The following is a 19,353-nucleotide window of genomic DNA, read 5'->3' on the forward strand; positions in this document are numbered from 1 at the left end:
TTTATAAACTAGTTAACATTAGGGGTGACAATTGTGACTTTTAGTAAGAGTACGACTGACAAACCATCTTATACATATGAAGAGTTATCGGAAAAAAATAAAGCCTATGTATGGCACCCATTTACACAAATGAAGGATTATTTAGAAGAAGATCCTGTCATTATTGAACGTGGAGAGGGAAGAAAGCTATACGATGTAAATGGAAATGAATATTGGGACGGTGTTTCGTCTATTTGGTTAAATGTTCATGGACATCAAGTACCGGAACTAGATGAGGCAATTCGTGAGCAATTAAATAAAATTGCCCATTCTACTATGTTAGGGCTTGCTAACGTTCCATCTATTTTATTAGCAGAAAAAATAATTGAAGTTGTACCAGAAGGTTTGAAAAAAGTATTCTATTCAGACTCCGGTTCTAGCGCTGTTGAAATTGCAATTAAGATGGCCTTTCAATATTGGCAGCATAAAGGAAAACCGAAGAAACAAAGATTTGTTACATTAAAAGAAGCGTATCATGGTGATACAATTGGAGCTGTTTCAGTAGGAGCAATAGACTTGTTTCACCAAGTGTATAGTTCACTTTTATTTGAGGCAATTAAAATGCCTTATCCATATACATATCGTTCTCCTTATGGAAATGATAAGGCGGAAATTGTAAAAAGACATTTAGAAGAAATGGAAGAGCTGCTGAAAGATAAACATGAAGAAATTGCGGCGATTATTGTAGAACCTTTAATGCAAGGTGCTGGCGGTATGATTACAATGCCAAAAGGATACTTAAGGGGGCTACGTAATTTATGTACAAAATATAATGTTTTATTTATTACAGATGAGGTAGCGACTGGGTTTGGGCGTACTGGGAAAATGTTTGCATGTGAACATGAAAATGTAACGCCGGATATTTTGACAGCCGGAAAAGGTTTAACGGGCGGATATTTACCAGTTGCAATCACCGTAACGACAGATGAAATTTATAATGCCTTTTTAGGAGGCTATGAAGAACAAAAAACGTTTTTCCACGGACATAGTTATACAGGAAATCCGTTAGGGTGTGCGGTAGCAATTGCGAATCTAGAACTATATGAGAAAACAAATTTAATAGAAGAAGTGGCACGTAAAACAGAATATGTGGCGACGCAATTAGAAGAGCTCTTTGCACTTAAACATGTAGGGGATATTCGTCAGTGTGGGTTAATGGTTGGAATTGAACTTGTGAAAAATAAGGAAACGAAAGAAGCGTTTGAATGGACAGAGAGAGCCGGTGTTCAAGTATGTAAACGCTCAAGAGAGCTGGGTATGATTTTGCGCCCGCTCGGCAACACGATTGTATTTATGCCTCCTCTTGCTTCTACAATTGAAGAGATTGACGATATGTTACGTATTTTATATAAAGCAATCTTGGATGTTACGGAGGGAGAATAATGAGCGGTTTTTTTATAACAGCAACGGATACTGAAGTGGGAAAAACTGTAGTTGCAGGTGCATTAGCAGGTGTATTTAGAGAACTTGGGTATAACGTAGGGGTATATAAACCGTTGCAAAGTGGACATGTTGCATCAAATCCAGAGGGAGATGCAGCAAGGCTAAAAGTATTATCAGGTGTATCGACAAAAGAAGATGAAATATGCCCTTATTCGATTGAAGAACCGCTTGCTCCGAGGCTTGCCATGAAAAGAGCTGGAAGGACAGTAACGTTAAAAGACATTATTCACCACTATAATGAACGATTGAAAGAGTTTAATAGCCTACTTGTAGAAGGTGCAGGTGGACTAGCTGTTCCATATACAGAAGACGCTTTAGTAATTGATTTCGCAAAAGAATTACAGCTTCCTCTTATTGTAGTAGCACGTCCTACATTAGGAACAGTAAATCATACAGTTTTAACGATTGCTTATGCAAAGGCACATGGCTTAACAGTAGCAGGTGTCATTTTATCTGGCTGCAAAGAATGCGAAATGGAAAGGATACAAGAAAATAAAGTAATGATTGAAGAGCTGAGCGGGGTACCGGTTTTAGGCTTATTACCGTTCTTTGAAGGTGAGTTTACAAAAGAAGAAGTCTTGGAATCTGCTAAAGAATATATAATGATTTCAAAATTAGAGGAGTTCATCTGAAATGAATCAACCGTGGCGCACACATCTTCAAACTAAATTACAACAATTAAATGAGCAAGGGCAGTATCGCAATTTGCATGTAACAGAACAAGCAGAAGAGACATGGCTTATTCGAGATGAGAAAAGGATGCTAAATTTAGCGTCAAATAATTATTTAGGGTTAGCCGGAGATGAAAGGTTAAAAGAAGCTGCTGTTGCATGCACAAGAAAATATGGAACTGGGGCGACAGCATCAAGGCTCGTGGTAGGGAACTATTCACTGTATGAAGAGGTTGAGAGAAGTATATGCGATTGGAAAGGCACTGAAAAAGCCTTAGTTGTAAATAGTGGATATACCGCAAATGTTGGAGTAATTTCTTCATTAGCCTGTCGTCACGATATTGTGTTTAGTGACAAATTAAATCACGCAAGCATCGTTGATGGAATTATATTAAGCGGGGCAGAGCATAAAAGATATCACCATAATGATTTGGATCATTTAGAGAAGCTGTTGCAAGTAGCACCGCCAAAAAAGAAGAAATTAATCGTAACCGATACTGTTTTTAGTATGGATGGTGATACTGCATATTTAAGAGAGTTAGTGCACATTAAAGAGAAATATGGGGCAATTATTATAGTTGATGAAGCACATGCGAGTGGAATATATGGAATCGGCGGAGCTGGGTTATCTCATATAGAAAAAGAACTGGCTCAAAAAATAGATATACATATGGGGACGTTTAGTAAGGCCCTAGGGTGTTATGGTGCGTATTTGACAGGCGATGCAATTTATATAGAGTATTTACAAAATATGATGAGAAGCTTTATTTTTACTACTGCTTTACCACCAGGAACGTTAGGAGCGGTACAAAAAGCAATTGAAATTGTGAAAGAAGATAATGAAAGAAGAGAGAGACTTATAGAGAATGGAGCATATTTCAGAAACCATTTACGAGAAGCTGGTTTTGATATTGGGAATAGTTCAACTCATATTGTACCGATTGTAGTCGGTTCAAATGAAACAGCTTTACGGTTTAGTAAAAGGTTGCAAGAGGTAGGAATTGCAGCAATTGCAATTCGTCCACCAACGGTTCCAGTTAATAGTTCAAGGGTCCGTTTTGCAGTTACGTCCCAACATACAATAGCTGATTTAAAATGGGCTATTCACCATATTATACGCATTGGTAAAGAAGAGGGGTTTTTCGTATGAAAGAGCTAAAGATTATTTTTATTCCTGGGTGGGGAATGGAAGAAGGTGTTTGGACTTTAGTTCTGCCGTATTTTAAAGGATATTCTGTTCAATGTATCAATTGGCGTAACGTGAAAGAACAAAGTGAATTTGCGGGTCGAATAATAGATGTAGCAAAGGATGAAAATGTAATTTTAGTTGGATGGTCACTAGGAGCGTTAGCGGCAGTTCAAGCTCATAAAAAGATTCAGGCAAAAGGTATTGTACTAATTGGTGGTACTGCCAAATTTACAAATACGAGCGACTATACGAGTGGATGGAATGCTTTGCATGTAGAACGGCTGAAAAAGAATGTGGCGAGAAAGAAAGAAGATACGCTCAAGCGGTTTTATGAAAATATGTTTACGAAAAATGAGCTGAAAGAGAATAAAAGGTTTGAAGATATGATAAAACGTTTTAAAGGTGATTCTATTCAGTCTTTACAATTAGGTTTGGATTATTTAATAGAAACAGATATGAGAGAAGAATTGAAAGAAAGTAACGTCCCTATACTACTTATTCACGGAGAACAGGATGTAATATGCCCATTGTCTGCGGCACGTAGTATGGCTGAGAATGAGACTACCACGCTCAAGGTAGTAAGTGAGGCTGGACACGCATTATGCGTAACGGATTTTGAATATTGCGCAAATGAGATAATTCAATTTGTAGAGGGGATACGACATGATCAACAAAACGTTACTACAAAAACGGTTTAACGTGGCAGCTGTATCCTACGATCAATATGCAAATGTACAAAAAAAGATGGCACATTCATTACTTTCTACATTAAATCGACGATATAGTGCAAATTCATCGATACGTATTTTAGAGCTTGGATGCGGGACAGGATATGTTACAGAGCAATTATCCAACTTATTTCCGAAAGCGCATATTACAGCTATTGATTTTGCTGAAAGTATGATTGCAGTTGCTAAAACTAGACAAAATGTGAAAAATGTAATGTTTTACTGTGAGGATATCGAAAGGTTACGTCTAGAGGAAACATATGATGTCATTATTTCGAATGCCACATTTCAATGGTTAAATGATTTAAAACAAGTGATAAGAAATTTATTTCATCATTTGTCTATAGATGGGATACTACTCTTTTCAACGTTTGGACAGGAAACATTTCAAGAATTGCATGCTTCGTTCCAGCGAGCGAAAGAAGAAAAAAATATACAAAATGAAACATCGATTGGGCAACGTTTTTATTCGAAAAATCAGTTGCGCCATATATGTGAGATAGAAACAGGGGATGTGCATGTTTCTGAAACATGTTACATAGAGAGATTTACAGAAGTTAAGGAGTTTCTACATTCTATTCGAAAAGTAGGAGCGACCAATAGTAATGAAGAATCATATTGTCAAAGTCCCTCACTCTTTCGTACGATGCTTCGCATATACGAAAGAGACTTCACGGAAAATGAAGGGATAATGGCGACATATCACGCTTTATTTATGCATATAACAAAAGAGGGGAAGAGATGAAATGAAACAAGTACAAACAAAAAGGGATTGGAAAAAAATTGCATATGACGTAGTAGAAGAGAAAATGATTACGAAAAAGGATGCAATAGCGATATTAGAAGCTGATGATACAGAAGTTTTAGAAATTATGAATGCTGCTTACATTATTCGCCATCATTACTTTGGTAAGAAAGTAAAATTAAATATGATTATTAATACGAAATCTGGCTTATGTCCTGAAGATTGCGGATATTGTTCACAGTCGATTATTTCAGAAGCACCAATCGATAAATATGCATGGCTAACGCAGGAAAAGATTGTAGAAGGAGCACACGAAGCAATACGCCGTAAAGCTGGTACATATTGTATTGTAGCATCTGGTCGTCGCCCGACGGATAAAGAGGTGAATCACGTAATTGGAGCAGTTAAGGAGATTCGTGAAACGACAGATTTGAAGATTTGTTGTTGTTTAGGTTTCTTAAACGAAGATCAAGCAGGACGTTTAGCTGAAGCTGGTGTACATCGTTATAACCACAACTTAAATACACATGTGAATAATTACGAAAGCATTTGCTCCACTCATACGTATGATGATCGTGTTGATACAGTTCAAAAAGCGAAACAAGCGGGTATTTCACCATGTTCTGGGGCAATCTTTGGAATGGGAGAGACAATAGAAGAGCGCGCTGAAATTGCATTCGAATTACAACGTATAGATGCAGATTCAATTCCATGTAATTTCCTTGTTGCTGTAAAGGGTACGCCGCTTGAAGGACAAAAGGAGTTAACGCCAGTAGAATGTTTAAAAGTGCTGGCAATGATGCGCTTTGTAAACCCAACGAAAGAAATTCGTATTTCAGGAGGGCGTGAAATCAATTTACGTTCTGTACAGCCAATCGGTTTATTTGCAGCAAACTCTATTTTTGTTGGAGACTACTTAACGACAGCTGGACAAGAACCGACTGCAGACTGGGGTATGATTGAAGATTTAGGATTTGAGATTGAAGAATGTGCACTTTAAGATAGAAAAAAGCAAACTTGTAAAAGAGTTTGCTTTTTTTGTAAATAAAATGTAATAAATAGTTGTGAACGCTTGATACTAGTGGCTTTTGAGCGAAAAAAAGAATTTTGGTGGACGAATTTTCCAACTACCAATTGTACATAGTAAATATGTAATTTATATTGGGTTGGAGGATTTTACATGCACAAATATATATTAGCGATTATGACTTGTCTCATTTTACTAAAAGCAATAAGTGCTGATCCAGTTAAGGCCGCCGAAAATCCTGAACAAAAAGAGATGCAACAACGAATTGAACAACATTTTCGAACGAAAGCTGAACATTTTGGATTGAAAACAGAAGGGAAAGATTTAAAGGAAGTACGAAAAGAAATTACTATTATAGAAGAAGCGAAGAAAAGAGAGAATGTATGGAGAACAGCACAGACGCTTCGTATACAAACAGAAGGAAAAACAATGGATGAATTAATAAAAGATGTACGGAAAAAAGTGAAGAAATAAAAAAAGAGGCTGCAGCCTCTTTTTTTATGCCCATTGTTTTGATAAGTGAGCCATTTCAATCGCAGCAACGGCGGATTCATAGCCTTTATTACCAGCTTTCGTGCCCGCGCGTTCAATCGCTTGCTCGATCGTTTCTGTCGTCAATACACCGAAAATAACTGGGATGTCTGTTTGTAGTGATAAAGATGCAACACCTTTTGCTACTTCATTACAAACGTAATCGTAATGTGTTGTAGCACCGCGAATTACAGTACCTAACGTAATAACAGCATCATACTTCCCGCTATTAGCCATCTTTTTAGCGATTAAAGGAATTTCAAATGCGCCAGGAACCCAAGCAACATCGATATCAGTTTCTTCTACACCGTGACGCTTTAATCCGTCTAAAGCGCCGCCAAGTAATTTACTTGTAATAAATTCATTAAAACGTCCAACAACAACCCCAACTTTTAATCCTGTACCAACTAAATGACCTTCGAATACCATAATAAATCTCTCCCTTAATTATAAGTTTAATAAATGTCCTAATTTGTTTACTTTCGTTTGTAAATACGTTTTATTCTCTTCTTTTGCTGGCATTTGCAACGGTACACGCTCGATTACTTCTAAAGCGTAACCTTGTAAGCCAGCAATTTTTCGCGGGTTATTCGTTAATAATCGTAAATGTTGTAAACCTAAATCTTTTAATATTTGAGCACCGATACCGTAATCACGAAGATCAGCAGGGAAGCCAAGCTTTTCATTTGCTTCTACAGTATCGAAGCCTTCTTCTTGTAACTTATAAGCGCGAAGTTTATTAAGAAGGCCAATGCCTCGTCCTTCTTGTCTCATATAAAGAAGAACGCCTTTTCCTTCACGCTCAATTTGAGCAAGTGCAGCATGGAGTTGTGGTCCGCAATCACAGCGGCACGAGCCAAATACATCTCCTGTTAAGCACTCTGAATGAACGCGTACAAGTACAGGCTCACCTGTTGAAATATCACCTTTTATGAGTGCAATATGTTCTTTCGTATCTAATGTGTTAGAATAGCCAATTGCTTGAAAAGTACCGAAATCTGTAGGTAATGTAATTTCCACTTCTCTCGTCACAAGTGTTTCATGATGGCGGCGATAAGCAATTAAATCTTCTATTGTAATCATTTTTATATCAAATTGTTTTGCGCACTGTATTAAATCAGGTACACGTGCCATCGTACCGTCCTCATTAATAATTTCGCAAATGACGCCAGCTGGTTCTGCCCCGCAGAGCTGTGCTAAATCGACAGCAGCTTCTGTATGACCAGCACGACGCAGGACACCGCCTTCTTTCGCAATTAATGGAAAGATATGTCCAGGACGATTGAAATCAGTACCTTTTGATGCAGGGTTTAACAATTCTTGTATCGTAGTTGCACGTTCGTGAGCGCTAATCCCTGTTGTTGTAGAAACATGATCAATGCTCACTGTAAATGCGGTATGATGCGAATCTGTATTATGAGATACCATTGGTTCTAATTGTAGACGTTCTGCGTATCCTTCGGTAATCGGTACACAAACGAGACCACGCCCATGTGTAATCATAAAGTTAATTGTTTCTGGCGTAATATACTCTGCTAAAGCGATAAAATCGCCTTCGTTTTCACGGTTTTCATCGTCACATACGATAACGACTTTTCCTTGTTTTAAATCTTCTAGAGCTTCTTCAATACGATGAAACATCATGCTTCCCCCTTATAGAAATCCGTTTTCTTGTAAAAAGCTTTCGGTCATTGAACCTGTGCGTTTTACAGGTTTAGAAATAAAGCGTTCGATATATTTACCAATCATGTCACACTCAATGTTTACGATGTCACCGGCATTCTTTTCTCCGATAACAGATTCACTTACTGTGTGCGGGATGAGTGAGATTGTAATGGAAGATTCGTCTATATCAAATATTGTTAAACTCGTTCCATCAACAGCAACGGACCCTTTATGCAAACAATAGCGTAGCAATTCATCAGCGATAGCTATTTTGTAATAGACGGCATTATAGTGCTGTTTTTTGTTTAATATCGTTCCGATTCCATCAATATGTCCTGAAACGAAATGTCCACCGAATCGTCCGTTTGCAGCCATTGCACGCTCTAAATTTACTTTACAGTGCGGTTTAAGCACGCGGAGTGATGTTGATTGCATTGTTTCGGGCATTGCATCCACTGTGAATGAAGTTGTTGTGAAACTCGTTACAGTTAAGCAAATACCGTTAACCGCGATGCTATCACCTAAGTGAACATCTGATAAAATTTTATTGGCATGAATCGTTAACTTCATCGCTTCGCCGCTTTGTTGCATGTTTGCAATCGTTCCTAATTCTTCTACAATTCCTGTAAACATTCCGTCACCTCGTTTCGGGCATTCGCAACGATTTTTATATCATCGCCAATTTGTTTCATCTCTTGAATTTCCAAGGAAAGTGCATCTTGTAATGTTGAAAAACCATTTCCGCCAAATAAAGTAGGGGCATTACTTCCACCAATTAATTTGGGGCTTATATAAGTTACAATTTCATTGAAATACTTTGTTTGTAAGAAGCTTGCATGAACTGTTTGCCCCCCTTCAACGAAAAGAGAAAGAATTTGTTTTTCGCCGAGTAGGTGTAAAACATTCTGTATTTCAATCTGCTTCGTTTTCATTTGGAATATAGTTATATTTTTAGATTCATAAAAAGCTATTTTCTCTGGATTTACATCCTTACTAACTATAATCCATGTCGGTGCTAAACCATCTGTTATGACATGAGAAGATGGTGGCGTTCGTAAATGGGTATCTAAAATAACGCGTATAGGATTTTGCCCCCCGTTAGGAATTCTTGTTGTCAAATGTGGGTTGTCAGCTATAACTGTATTTACTCCAACAAGAATCGCATCATGCGTATGGCGATATTGATGAACGTCAGCTCGTGCATTTTTACCTGTAATCCACTTACTTTCACCAGTTACGGTTGCTGTTTTTCCATCTAAGCTCATCGCGGTCTTTATTGTTACAAATGGACGTTTCGTTTTCATGTAGTGAAAAAAGTAGCGATTTAATAAAATTGCTTCTGCTTCAAGAACACCGGTAGTTACTTCAATTCCAGCTTCCTCTAATTTTCTTTTTCCATTACCAGAAACGAGCGGATTGCAATCGAGAGTAGCAATTACAACACGCTTAACTCCTTTTTCGATGAGCAATTCACAACAAGGTGGTGTTTTTCCAAAATGGCTACATGGTTCAAGTGTTACATACACGGTAGCTCCTTTTGCTTTTTCACCAGCCATATGAAGAGCATGAACTTCTGCGTGTTCTTCACCAGCACGTAAGTGAGCTCCCATACCGACGATGTTTCCACCTTTTACAACAACAGCACCAACCATAGGATTTGGACTTGTTTGTCCGGATGTTCCTTCTGCTAGCCGCAGGGCAATCCTCATATATTCTTGATCTGTCATTCTCTTCACCTCTCCTGAAAAAAATCAAAAAACCCCAAGGATTTTATATCCTTGGGGTTTGGGAGACGTGATTTCTAGAAATATAGTTCGAATACGAAAGTATAGGAAAGAAACCTAACGATGATTGATATTTTTGCATAAGGAAAAAGCCTAGCAAAATATCGAATTTTTCAAACGCTAGTCGTATCTTTTTATTCCAGTATAGAAACATAAGTATACAAAATAAAACATATATAAAGATTCAAAATGAAACTTTAAAAATATGCATACTGAAATAAAAGTGTATTCGCTATATAAAATTACTAGAAAACATATCCTTCTCCCATCCAGACTATACTGTCGGCCCTAGAGTTTCACTAGATCCACCGTTTTCGAGTTGAAAACGGGTCACGGACTTAGAAGATTGCACTTCATCACCGCCGGTTGGGAATTTCACCCGACCCCGAAGGATGTTGTTTGCTCAAATTATAGCACAAAAAAAATAAAAGGCTAGAAAAAAATATTCGAATGTGAAGAATTGTGTGAAAATATATGTAGGCTGGAATGGAGACAAAAGTATTAGAAATGTTGTAAGGAGAAGTGATATAACGGAGTTGCTAAAAAGAAAAAACATGCACAAAAAAATGTGCATGTCACATGTAAAATTATTCTGCCTCTGGTGCTCTAACAACAGATTCGAATTTACCTTTATGCGAAGCATCGCAATAAGGCATATTTTTTGATAAACCACAACGACATAAAGAAAATGCCGGTTTTGCCGGGAATACATTCCCTTGAGAATCAACTAATTCCACGTCCCCTGTAACGCGAAAAGAGCCATTATCATTTACTTTAATTTGTACTTTAGCCAACGCTATCCCTCCTTCCCAAACGCTTACTTTCATCATATAATCAAGAGAAGTACTTGACAATATAAAAAGAGCACTTTCTTTGGGAGAGAAGAGAGTGTTATAATGTTTTTTATAACTGACTAGAGTAAGGTGACGAAAGATGGATAAACAATTACGTACATTACGAAATATTGCAAATGAGCGCACGTGGGCATCATTTTTGAATGATAATCATCCATATAGTTTGTTACACTGGTCCATTGCTGGTGTGGGACAAGAATCGAAGGATGTTTGGTTACTGCAAGATGAGGTAACATTTCAAACGACAGAATTTCCAACGTTAGATGATGCAATGCAATGGATTTCTGAAAATATGGAACAAGTTACAGATGTTTTAGCGCAATAAAAAAACAGGCTTATGCAAGCCTGTTTTTTGTTTCTTTTACATATGAGTTTAAAAATTGATCAACGGCTGCTTCATACTCTTCTTTATTTTCGTTATAAGAGCAAGCGTGTGCGCCGTGTTCTGCAATATAAAGTTGTTTATTGTTTTCCTTCGCTTCATAGAGTGCTTTCGTCATATCAGCTAAAATATAATCATCATCTTTACTATGAATAAAGAGGACGGGATTGTTAATGTTTTTTATACAATCGATTGGTGAAACTTCACGAATCGTATAACCGTCACGCACTTTTAAGAAAGCATTTGCTAAAGGTAATAAAGGCCATTTAGGTAAATGGAATTCAACCTTTAAACGGTGTTGTAATTGTCCGTAGAAATCAGAAAAAGGACAATCTGCAATATAGAAATCAGCACCATCTTCTACAAGTCCGGCGTACTGAAGAAGTGTTGCAGCTCCCATAGATTCACCATGAATACCGAGTGTTATATTTGTTCCAAAACGATTTTTTAACCAGTCAACTACAGATTTTAAATCATGTTTTTCATAGTATCCATAGCTTGTTGTTTTTCCGCCAGTTTTACCATGACGACGATGATCGTAAATAACGACATTATATCCTCTGTTTAAAAATAACCTTGCATATTTTACAGAGTTCATTTTATTTACAGTTACGCCGTGACAAAAAATCATAAACTTATTGGAATGACCAGCTGGAATGTAATATCCGTGAAGATCATATCCGAATTGCGAAGGAATATGAATTTCTTCTTTATGAAGAGCATCAAAATCCTCTATACGAAAATGTTTTTTCGTTTCTCTTTCGAGTACTTCTTCCTCTGTTTTTTTCTTTAAGTACATCACTTTATTTGTAAAGAAAATCCCAAGGGCAGTTATCGCACCTAGTATAGTAAACAATGCTGCAAAAAAACGTTTCATACTTTACCTCATCCTCCAAATACCGTTACATGTGATACACTTATATTGTATCACAATGATAGAAAAGGGGAGAAATAGGAAATGGTGCATATACAAAAAATTACGCCAGCGATGAAAGAAACAATCCGAATGTTCATGTGTGAGAACTGGGGGAGTTCATTGATGGTTTCACGTGGTAAGGGGCATCAATTAGAAGAGTTGCCAGGATTTATTGCCCTCTCAGAAGACAGAATAATCGGAATTATAACGTATGAAGTGATCAGAAAAACGTGTGAAATTGTATCGTTAGATAGCTTTGAAGAAAGAAAAGGAATAGGGACAAAACTTGTGGATTGTGTATTACAAGTTGCAGAAGAAGAACAGTGCAAGCAGGTTTGGCTTATAACAACAAATGATAATACGAATGCGTTACGTTTTTATCAAAAACGTAATTTTGTGATGACGAATTTATATGTGAATGCGTTGGAAGAGGCACGAAAAATAAAGAAAGAAATTCCGCACATTGGGTATGATAATATCCCAATTTTACATGAGATTCAGTTAGAGTATCGTTTAATGAAATGATGTAACAATTTTCGGAAATATAAGTTATTAACCTTGACGAATATTGTAATTTGGGTTACCGTGAAATTGTAATCTATTACCATATTAAGGGGTGACGATGTGGCAACTATACGTGATGTTGCAAAATTGGCAGGTGTTTCAGTCGCAACCGTTTCACGAGTTATGAATGAAAAAGGATACGTTCATGAGGACACAGTAAAACAAGTAAAGGAAGCAATTGAAGAATTACGTTATAGGCCGAATAGTACAGCAAAGCCATTGTTTAAACAAAATTCAACGATAATTGCATTACTTGTAGATAACTTATATGATCCATCAAACATCACTTTGCTGCATTGTATTGAGGAAATAGCATACAAAGAAGGATATCAAATCGTTGTTTGTAATATAGAGAATAAAGATAGATACATACATATGTTGAAAGAAAATAATGTTGCAGGTGCTATTTTGACAAGGTCCGTTTTTAAAAATATAGGAGAAATTTCACTTCCGTTTGTTGTGATTGATGAAAAAAAATCGCATGTAAATTATTATGAAAGTGGACAAAGAGCAGTTTCTTTATTAAAAGAAAAAGGTTGTCATTTCCTTGCTTATTTCGACGAGGGAGAAAATAGTGAAGAAATGGAAAATCACATATCAGGATTTTTAGACGCTGTTTGGGAGGAAGGAATCTCTTATCGAGAAGTATGTGTACAAGGGTATACGAATAAACAGTTTATTACATTATTGCAAACTTATCCGTATATAGATGGAATTGTAACTGCAAGTGATAAGGTTACTTTTGAGTTAATTCGAGCAGCGAAAAAGTTAAATATCCGTATACCGGATAAATTGAAAATTATTGGACTGAACGGGAGTATAGGCAGTGAATGGATAGGCCCGTCACTCATGAAAATTGAAAGTTGTGTCGAAGAAAATGGGAAAATAGCTTTGCAACAATTAAAAGGAAAAATAAAAAAGTAAAAGGTGCGTATAAAACGCACCTTTTATAATGTAATTGCGGCAATAAAGCCGAAGATAAGTAACGGTATATTATAATGCAGAAAAGTTGGTACACACGTATCCCATATATGATGGTGTTGACCATCAGCATTTAAGCCGGATGTTGGTCCAAGGGTACTATCTGATGCTGGAGATCCTGCATCGCCTAGCGCTCCGGCTGTACCGATAATTGCAATTGTAGCCATTGGACTAAACCCAAGCTGAATGCAAAGAGGAACAAAAATTGTTGTTAAGATAGGGATAGTTGAAAAGGACGAACCAATCCCCATCGTAACAAGAAGTCCAATCACAAGCATAAGAAATGCAGCGAGTGGTTTATTATTTCCGATTATATGTGCACTCGTTTGCACAAGGGATTCAACATGTCCTGTTTTTCGAAGAACAGCGCCAAATCCAGCGGCAGCGATCATAACAAAACCGATAAAGGACATCATGCGCATTCCGCTTGTTAATATTGCATCTGCTTCTTTAAGAGGTAGACTACCACTTATTGATAAGACGATAATCCCCGCCAAAGCACCGAAAATCATTGATTCTGTTGCTAATTGAACAGTCAATGTAGCTAAGATAGATACTAGCCCGAAAGTAATGCTTCGTTTTGTATAGGGAACGATTTCATTTTCGGTAGTATGAATTTGTTCAGTTTCATACGTACGAGGTTTTCGGTACGTAATGAATACCGCTACACATAATCCAATAATCATACCGATTGCTGGAATAGTCATTGCTTTTGGAATAAGTGCGACATCAAATGTAAGACCGCTTTGCGCAGCATTTGTTTGCAGTACGTCATGATAAATTTTTCCGAACCCTGCTGGAATCCACATATAAGGAGTAATCAATCCGAATGTAATAATACATGTAACAAGCCTTCGATCTACTTTCAGCTCATTTAATACTTTTAAAAGTGCTGGAATTAAGATGGGGATGAAAGCGATATGAACAGGAATCACATTTTGTGAGAAACAAGCCATCGTTAAAATGATGAATAAAATAAGTATTTTAGAATACACTTGTTTTTTCGTGTCTTGTTCATTGCCGATCCATTTTAATGCAGTTTGAATCATGGCATCTGGAAGTCCTGTTTTGGAAAGGGAAATAGCGAAACCGCCAAGCATTGCATAACTTAAAGCAATTGGAGCGCTGTTTCCAAGACCAGTTGTAAAAGTGTTAATCGTTTCTGAAATACCGAGTCCGCCGATAATTCCGCCTGTTAAAGCTCCAACAATGATGGCGACAATGACCTGGACACGTAACAAACTAAGCAATAACATAACTGCTACTGCGACGAGTACAGCATTCATAATAAATGTAATCTCCCTAAATTTTTATTGTGTTAAGGCAAGTAAATATGAAGCACTTTGCTATATTTATACATAGTTGCGACATATTATTATAAATTGTTTTCTATGAAATGTAAAAGAGCCTTTTGTTACTAATGTTGACAAGCTAGCTCTTGTTTAATTGATTGTAAAGAATTTGCGAATAATTCGGGTTCTTCTAAATCAGGAGAATGTGCTGAATTTGGAAACCAAATCATCTTTTTTACGGGTGCTTCCAAAACATCAAAATATTGCTGAACGAGTGCATAAGGAGTTTGATAATCATAGCGACCAGAACAAAAATAAACCGGAATAGATAAACTTGAGATAGATGAAAAGAAATCGATTGTCAGCATTTCTTCCCATAAAACGCCAGATTTTAAATTTCCTGCGAGAAACTTGAACCAATCTAATAGCGTATATTCAGGAGAAAAGAAGCCTTTTCGTATGAAAGAAAAGGAAGATCCATTTTGGATTGCTCCTCCGAATGTGCCAAGCCACTTTCTTTGAATAATGAGACGTCTCGTATCTAAAAATGGTGGTTTACCTAATTTTAACAGGGAAGCTAACGCTTTTTTATGATCATGCTTTTTGGCAGAAAGAATTAAATGCTGATATAGCAATTCTTCGTTTTGTTTCATATGTACAATCTGCCCAATACCAATGTAAGCTTCGATATATTGTGGATATTGATGTGCTATGTTAAGCCCAATAATGCTTCCCCAAGAATGACCAGCGAGAAATAGTTTCTGTTTATTGAACTTTTTAAGTACATATTGAATAACCTCTTGTGCATCGGAAACGAATTGTTCAATTGTAAAATTTGCCCCGAAATCTTTCAGTGAAAAGGATTTACCTGCCCCGCGTTGATCCCAATTAATAACGATAAAGTGTTTTTCCAATTCTTTTTGAAAATGACGAATAAATCCGATTTGTGCCATGCCCGGTCCGCCATGACAGCATAATAAAATAGGTTGCTCTAAGTTTTGCCCGCGCATCAGGAGAGTTTGTTTTCGATTATTAATCATAACGCTTTCCATCGTAGCGATACTATTAGGAATGAGTTGTTTATTTTCATTATAGAACTGCGGGGTATAGCTACGAAAAAGCATATTGAAAACCTCCTTTCCTGAAATCATATGAATCGCACAGGCTATTTGTTTTGCATATACTGTTAGAAAATCATTGTAACATACCATACTAGTGTCATTTCAACACGGGAGGAGGGAAATTGTGACGATTGGAGAAATTATAGATTGTTTAAATAGACGTGAATCCATCGCTATCATAGCAAAACGTCTTGAAGTAAGCCCGTATACATTATCAAAGAAATTAAGATTGATTGGATACGAATATGATGGAGAACAGAAGAAACGTATTTTTGTAGGAGATGGAGAAGAACCTCGTCACTTACAACTCCAAGAAGCGACAGCCCTTCAATATGCAAAAACGGATTATCAATTATTAATTTATGAACAATTACAAAGTATTTATGAATTATTAAGCAAGAGAGAAGAAGTAATCTCGCCAATTATGAGTATAAGTACAGAAAAAAAGAAACGTACTTTTTCTATTAATAAAGAAATATTAGCAAAACTAGACGCTATATCAGAATCGAAAGGAATTCAGAAATCTAAACTTGTAGAAGAGGCGTTACAACAATTTTTACAACAATATGATTTTAACAAAACAGCTCATTTTGATAACTAAAGAAAAGGATACTATGTTCATTGTAAGAACGAGTATCCTTTTCTTTGTTTCCTGTATATTACGGATAATATATAGGATAAGTGCATATCCTTTTCAGTGAAAAAATAGGATTGTTTATTAGGAAAATACTTAATTTACTTTTTGAATTCTTCCATCAATAACTGGCTGAATTGGTTCTTTTAATTGTTTTACGTAATCGACTAGCGCTTCAAAGTCGTTTGGACCAGTTTCTGCATTTTTCCCATTTTTAAATGATACGAATCCATCACCGCCAGAAGCTAAGAAGGCATTTGCAACTACGCTATACGTTTTAGATGGAGATAATTCTTCTCCATTTGTTAAACGTATATTTGTAACTTTTTCACCGTTTGGTTTATTTGCATCCCACGTGTATTGAATACCTGAGATTTGAAGCATTCTCGTCGTTCCTTTTTGCCATTGTTGATTTAAAATGTCGCGAATATCTTGGCCTGTTAAATCTACTTTAATTAATTGGTTTCCAAAAGGCTGAATGCCGTATAATTCGCCCCATGTAATATCGCCTGCATCTAAGTCATTACGAATGCCACCAGGATTCATAAGTGCGATTTGGGATTGCATCGTTTGACGCTGTGCGTCGGCAATTACATTCCCAAGAGTAGATTCACCAGCATCATTTTGTTTACGGTCGATAGGTGCTGTAGATTTTCCTACAACTTCATTTACAAGTGGTGCAATTTTTTCTTTATATTGATCTAGTTTTTGTTTTACTTGTTTATCAGGTTCGACACCTTCATGATATGTTGTAATGACTTCAGCTTTTTTCTTTACAATATCTTTTGTTTTACGATCAATTGTTACATCTACATCTGAGAAAGCTGTTCCGTAAGAGTTCGCTTGGACGATTAGTTTATTATTTACAGTACCATTTACATACGTGTGACTATGCCCACCGAAAATAACATCAACTTCTGGATCTGTTTCATTTGCAATTCGAGTAAGGTCGCCATTTGTCACGCCAGACTCATCAGTTGTTCCGCCGACATGAGCAAGGACGACGATGGAGTTAACACCGAGACGCTTTAATTGTTGCGTTGATTTATTAATTGCTTCTACTTCGTCAGTGATCTGTACATTTTTAAGCATAGTAGGCATCACGACATTTGGTGTATCAGTTGTAACAACGCCAATGAATCCTACAGGCACACCATCTACCATTTTTACAGTAAATGGTGGTAAAAATAATCGGCCAGTTGATTTATTATAGAAGTTTGCAGCGACATAAGGGAAGTTTGCGCCTTTGAAATTGCCTGTTTTCTCATGGTAACCACCATAAATAAGTCGGCGCATTTCATCAATACCTTCATCAAATTCATGGTTTCCGATTGTACCAACATCGAATTTTAAGTCATTTAAAAATTCAATCGTTGGTTCGTCTTGTAACAACGCTGAAACTGGTGGACTAGCTCCGACAATATCGCCAGCATGTACGAGAAGTGTATTCGGGTTTTGCTTTTTACGTTCTTTTAAATAAGTAGCTAAGTAATCAGCGCCACCAGCTTCTTTGTTATTGATTTTTTTTACAGTATCTAGTTGTCCATGAAAATCATTAATACCAAGCATTTGTACGTCTATGTAGCGGTTTTGTTCAGCTGGAGTCTGAGATGGGGGAGCGGCAAATACGCTTGAAAAAGTAATGGTGCTTAAAACGGCAACAGCAGGAATAATTTTTTTCCACATAATATAATTCTCCTTTTTTTATAATCTGACATCATACGACATAATTTTAATAGATTCATAGGATTATATCTATATAAAAATTTAGTTTTTTCGAAAAATTAACATATTTACAAAAGGTGAATAATAGAGTAACGTCCCTTTTTTGTTGTCGATTTCATGGTGTATCTACTATAATGGAGAAAAAAGTAAAAGGTGAGCAGCATGAAGAAAAAGAAACAAAGACAAATGCAAAGACAATCGCAAGTGAATCAACCAAAGAAAGAATCTCTTACATTAGGTGATCAATTAAATGATTCACTTATGCAGCAATTAAAGAATAAGAAGAAAGAGTTGCAAGTGAGAGAAGAGAAAAAAGAGGCAGCAGAACTGGAAAGAAAGCGTCAAGAACAAAAAGAACGTGAAAAGAATAAATCATTTGAAGAACTGTTAAGTGAAAGTAACCTTACTTGGAAAGACTTTAAATAATAACAAAAATGATCAGTGAAATAACGCTGATCATTTTTTTGACGAGCTTGTAAGAAAAGGGGAGTTAGAATGAGAAAAATTGTAGTTGTTCCGCATGAAAATCATTGGGGTGAAAAATTTCAAATAGAGGCTGAAAGATTAAAAGCAGCGATGCCAGAAACGGTGAAAATTCATCATATTGGAAGTACGTCAGTGCCAGGACTGGCAGCTAAACCAATTATAGATATGATTATGGAAGTAGAGAGTATCGATAGAGTAGATAGGTGGAATGAACGATTTATAGAGCTTGGTTACATCGTAAAAGGAGAAAATGGTATTTCAAGACGCCGTTATTTTATTCATGGAACGGAGGAAAAACGTTCGTATCACTTACACGTGTTTGAAAAAGGAAATCCTGAGATAGTAAGGCATTTAGCATTTCGTGATTATATGATGGCTCATTGTGAAGAAGCTGAGGCATATGCAACTTTAAAGAAAGAATTAGCCGAAAAGTATACATATGATGGTGCGTTATATTCGGAAGGGAAAACTGAGTTTGTACGTAATGTTAATGAAAAAGCGAAGAAATGGACAGAAAATAATGTGAATGAATGAGTTCGCATTATTTTTGAATGTGTATAAATTTATTATGTAAAC

General features: G+C 36.5%; 22 protein-coding genes and 1 riboswitch. Of the genes, 13 read left to right on the plus strand and 9 right to left on the minus strand.

The genetic code is table 11. The features are described from left to right. Positions 1–33 precede the first annotated feature (33 nt). The 7 genes from bioA to CO726_RS01465 all read left to right on the plus strand — a co-directional run bounded on the left by bioA (position 34) and on the right by CO726_RS01465 (position 6,316). A complete protein-coding gene (bioA, locus tag CO726_RS01435; protein WP_099683083.1) occupies positions 34–1,422 on the plus strand; it encodes an adenosylmethionine--8-amino-7-oxononanoate transaminase in 1,389 nt (462 codons plus the stop codon). Beyond that, the gene (gene bioD / locus CO726_RS01440) at positions 1,422–2,114 is read left to right on the plus strand and encodes an ATP-dependent dethiobiotin synthetase BioD (RefSeq protein ID WP_099683084.1); all 693 of its coding nucleotides are present in this window, start codon (positions 1,422–1,424) and stop codon (positions 2,112–2,114) included. The genes bioA and bioD overlap by 1 nt, the downstream gene beginning before the upstream one ends. Before the next feature lies 1 nt (position 2,115). Beyond that, positions 2,116–3,303 carry an 8-amino-7-oxononanoate synthase gene (gene bioF, locus CO726_RS01445; protein ID WP_099683085.1) on the plus strand — a complete coding sequence of 396 codons (1,188 nt, stop codon included), beginning with the start codon at positions 2,116–2,118 and terminating at the stop codon, positions 3,301–3,303. After that, positions 3,300–4,040: an alpha/beta fold hydrolase gene (locus CO726_RS01450; RefSeq protein ID WP_099683086.1), complete on the plus strand. Its 741-nt coding sequence runs from the start codon at positions 3,300–3,302 to the stop codon at positions 4,038–4,040. The genes bioF and CO726_RS01450 overlap by 4 nt, the downstream gene beginning before the upstream one ends. Continuing rightward, entirely contained in the window at positions 4,006–4,815 is an 810-nt protein-coding gene (gene bioC, locus CO726_RS01455) for a malonyl-ACP O-methyltransferase BioC (protein ID WP_099683087.1), read from the plus strand. Before CO726_RS01450 ends, bioC begins: the two co-directional genes overlap by 35 nt. A 1-nt stretch (position 4,816) precedes the next feature. Beyond that, positions 4,817–5,815 carry a biotin synthase gene (bioB, locus tag CO726_RS01460; RefSeq protein WP_099683088.1) on the plus strand — a complete coding sequence of 333 codons (999 nt, stop codon included), beginning with the start codon at positions 4,817–4,819 and terminating at the stop codon, positions 5,813–5,815. A 180-nt stretch (positions 5,816–5,995) separates the two neighbouring features. Beyond that, on the plus strand, positions 5,996–6,316 hold the full coding sequence (locus CO726_RS01465; protein WP_000549778.1) for a hypothetical protein: 321 nt from the start codon (positions 5,996–5,998) through the stop codon (positions 6,314–6,316). Between the two features lie 24 nt (positions 6,317–6,340). Here CO726_RS01465 and ribH read toward each other — a convergent pair whose 3' ends face one another. From ribH to CO726_RS31390, 5 genes are all read right to left on the minus strand, one after another. Continuing rightward, positions 6,341–6,802, minus strand: a complete 462-nt coding sequence (gene ribH / locus CO726_RS01470; RefSeq protein WP_000230900.1) for a 6,7-dimethyl-8-ribityllumazine synthase — start codon at positions 6,800–6,802, stop codon at positions 6,341–6,343. Between the two features lie 18 nt (positions 6,803–6,820). Then, positions 6,821–8,014: a bifunctional 3,4-dihydroxy-2-butanone 4-phosphate synthase/GTP cyclohydrolase II gene (ribBA, locus tag CO726_RS01475; RefSeq protein ID WP_099683089.1), complete on the minus strand. Its 1,194-nt coding sequence runs from the start codon at positions 8,012–8,014 to the stop codon at positions 6,821–6,823. Positions 8,015–8,026: 12 nt separating this feature from the next. Then, entirely contained in the window at positions 8,027–8,671 is a 645-nt protein-coding gene (gene ribE, locus CO726_RS01480) for a riboflavin synthase subunit alpha (RefSeq protein ID WP_099683090.1), read from the minus strand. After that, on the minus strand, positions 8,653–9,765 hold the full coding sequence (ribD, locus tag CO726_RS01485) for a bifunctional diaminohydroxyphosphoribosylaminopyrimidine deaminase/5-amino-6-(5-phosphoribosylamino)uracil reductase RibD (protein WP_099683091.1): 1,113 nt from the start codon (positions 9,763–9,765) through the stop codon (positions 8,653–8,655). Before ribD ends, ribE begins: the two co-directional genes overlap by 19 nt. A gap of 310 nt (positions 9,766–10,075) precedes the next feature. Continuing rightward, positions 10,076–10,219: riboswitch (FMN riboswitch) on the minus strand. A gap of 190 nt (positions 10,220–10,409) precedes the next feature. Next, positions 10,410–10,616: a CDGSH iron-sulfur domain-containing protein gene (locus tag CO726_RS31390; RefSeq protein WP_001151582.1), complete on the minus strand. Its 207-nt coding sequence runs from the start codon at positions 10,614–10,616 to the stop codon at positions 10,410–10,412. Between the two features lie 139 nt (positions 10,617–10,755). Here CO726_RS31390 and CO726_RS01495 point away from each other — a divergent pair, with 139 nt between their 5' ends. Then, positions 10,756–11,001, plus strand: coding sequence for a DUF2552 family protein (locus CO726_RS01495; protein ID WP_000360810.1), 246 nt, complete (start codon positions 10,756–10,758; stop codon positions 10,999–11,001). Between the two features lie 10 nt (positions 11,002–11,011). Here the strand turns inward: CO726_RS01495 and CO726_RS01500 are convergent, their stop codons facing one another. Beyond that, positions 11,012–11,935 carry an alpha/beta hydrolase gene (locus CO726_RS01500; RefSeq protein WP_001995507.1) on the minus strand — a complete coding sequence of 308 codons (924 nt, stop codon included), beginning with the start codon at positions 11,933–11,935 and terminating at the stop codon, positions 11,012–11,014. Positions 11,936–12,016: 81 nt separating this feature from the next. Between CO726_RS01500 and CO726_RS01505 the strand changes: the two genes are divergently transcribed. Together CO726_RS01505 and CO726_RS01510 are read left to right on the plus strand one after the other, a co-directional pair. Next, on the plus strand, positions 12,017–12,499 hold the full coding sequence (locus CO726_RS01505; RefSeq protein WP_099683093.1) for a GNAT family N-acetyltransferase: 483 nt from the start codon (positions 12,017–12,019) through the stop codon (positions 12,497–12,499). A 99-nt stretch (positions 12,500–12,598) separates the two neighbouring features. Next, entirely contained in the window at positions 12,599–13,462 is an 864-nt protein-coding gene (locus tag CO726_RS01510) for a LacI family DNA-binding transcriptional regulator (RefSeq protein WP_099683094.1), read from the plus strand. A 23-nt stretch (positions 13,463–13,485) separates the two neighbouring features. Here CO726_RS01510 and CO726_RS01515 read toward each other — a convergent pair whose 3' ends face one another. After that, positions 13,486–14,805, minus strand: coding sequence for a Na+/H+ antiporter family protein (locus tag CO726_RS01515; protein ID WP_099683095.1), 1,320 nt, complete (start codon positions 14,803–14,805; stop codon positions 13,486–13,488). A gap of 131 nt (positions 14,806–14,936) precedes the next feature. Then, positions 14,937–15,935 (minus strand): alpha/beta fold hydrolase, encoded by a 999-nt coding sequence (locus CO726_RS01520; protein ID WP_099683096.1) that lies wholly within the window; start codon positions 15,933–15,935, stop codon positions 14,937–14,939. Between the two features lie 121 nt (positions 15,936–16,056). On the opposite strand from CO726_RS01520, the gene CO726_RS01525 reads away from it, so the two are divergent. Continuing rightward, positions 16,057–16,533: a ribbon-helix-helix domain-containing protein gene (locus CO726_RS01525; RefSeq protein WP_099683097.1), complete on the plus strand. Its 477-nt coding sequence runs from the start codon at positions 16,057–16,059 to the stop codon at positions 16,531–16,533. 129 nt (positions 16,534–16,662) lie between these two features. Here CO726_RS01525 and CO726_RS01530 read toward each other — a convergent pair whose 3' ends face one another. After that, positions 16,663–18,252, minus strand: a complete 1,590-nt coding sequence (locus CO726_RS01530; RefSeq protein ID WP_099683098.1) for a bifunctional metallophosphatase/5'-nucleotidase — start codon at positions 18,250–18,252, stop codon at positions 16,663–16,665. 201 nt (positions 18,253–18,453) lie between these two features. On the opposite strand from CO726_RS01530, the gene CO726_RS01535 reads away from it, so the two are divergent. Together CO726_RS01535 and CO726_RS01540 are read left to right on the plus strand one after the other, a co-directional pair. Then, positions 18,454–18,717: a YqkE family protein gene (locus CO726_RS01535; protein WP_001976363.1), complete on the plus strand. Its 264-nt coding sequence runs from the start codon at positions 18,454–18,456 to the stop codon at positions 18,715–18,717. Between the two features lie 69 nt (positions 18,718–18,786). Next, positions 18,787–19,311, plus strand: coding sequence for a GrpB family protein (locus CO726_RS01540; RefSeq protein ID WP_099683099.1), 525 nt, complete (start codon positions 18,787–18,789; stop codon positions 19,309–19,311). Positions 19,312–19,353: the final 42 nt, after the last annotated feature.

Origin of the sequence: Bacillus fungorum, assembly GCF_002746455.1 — a bacterium.
GTDB classification, from domain to species: domain Bacteria; phylum Bacillota; class Bacilli; order Bacillales; family Bacillaceae_G; genus Bacillus_A; species Bacillus_A fungorum.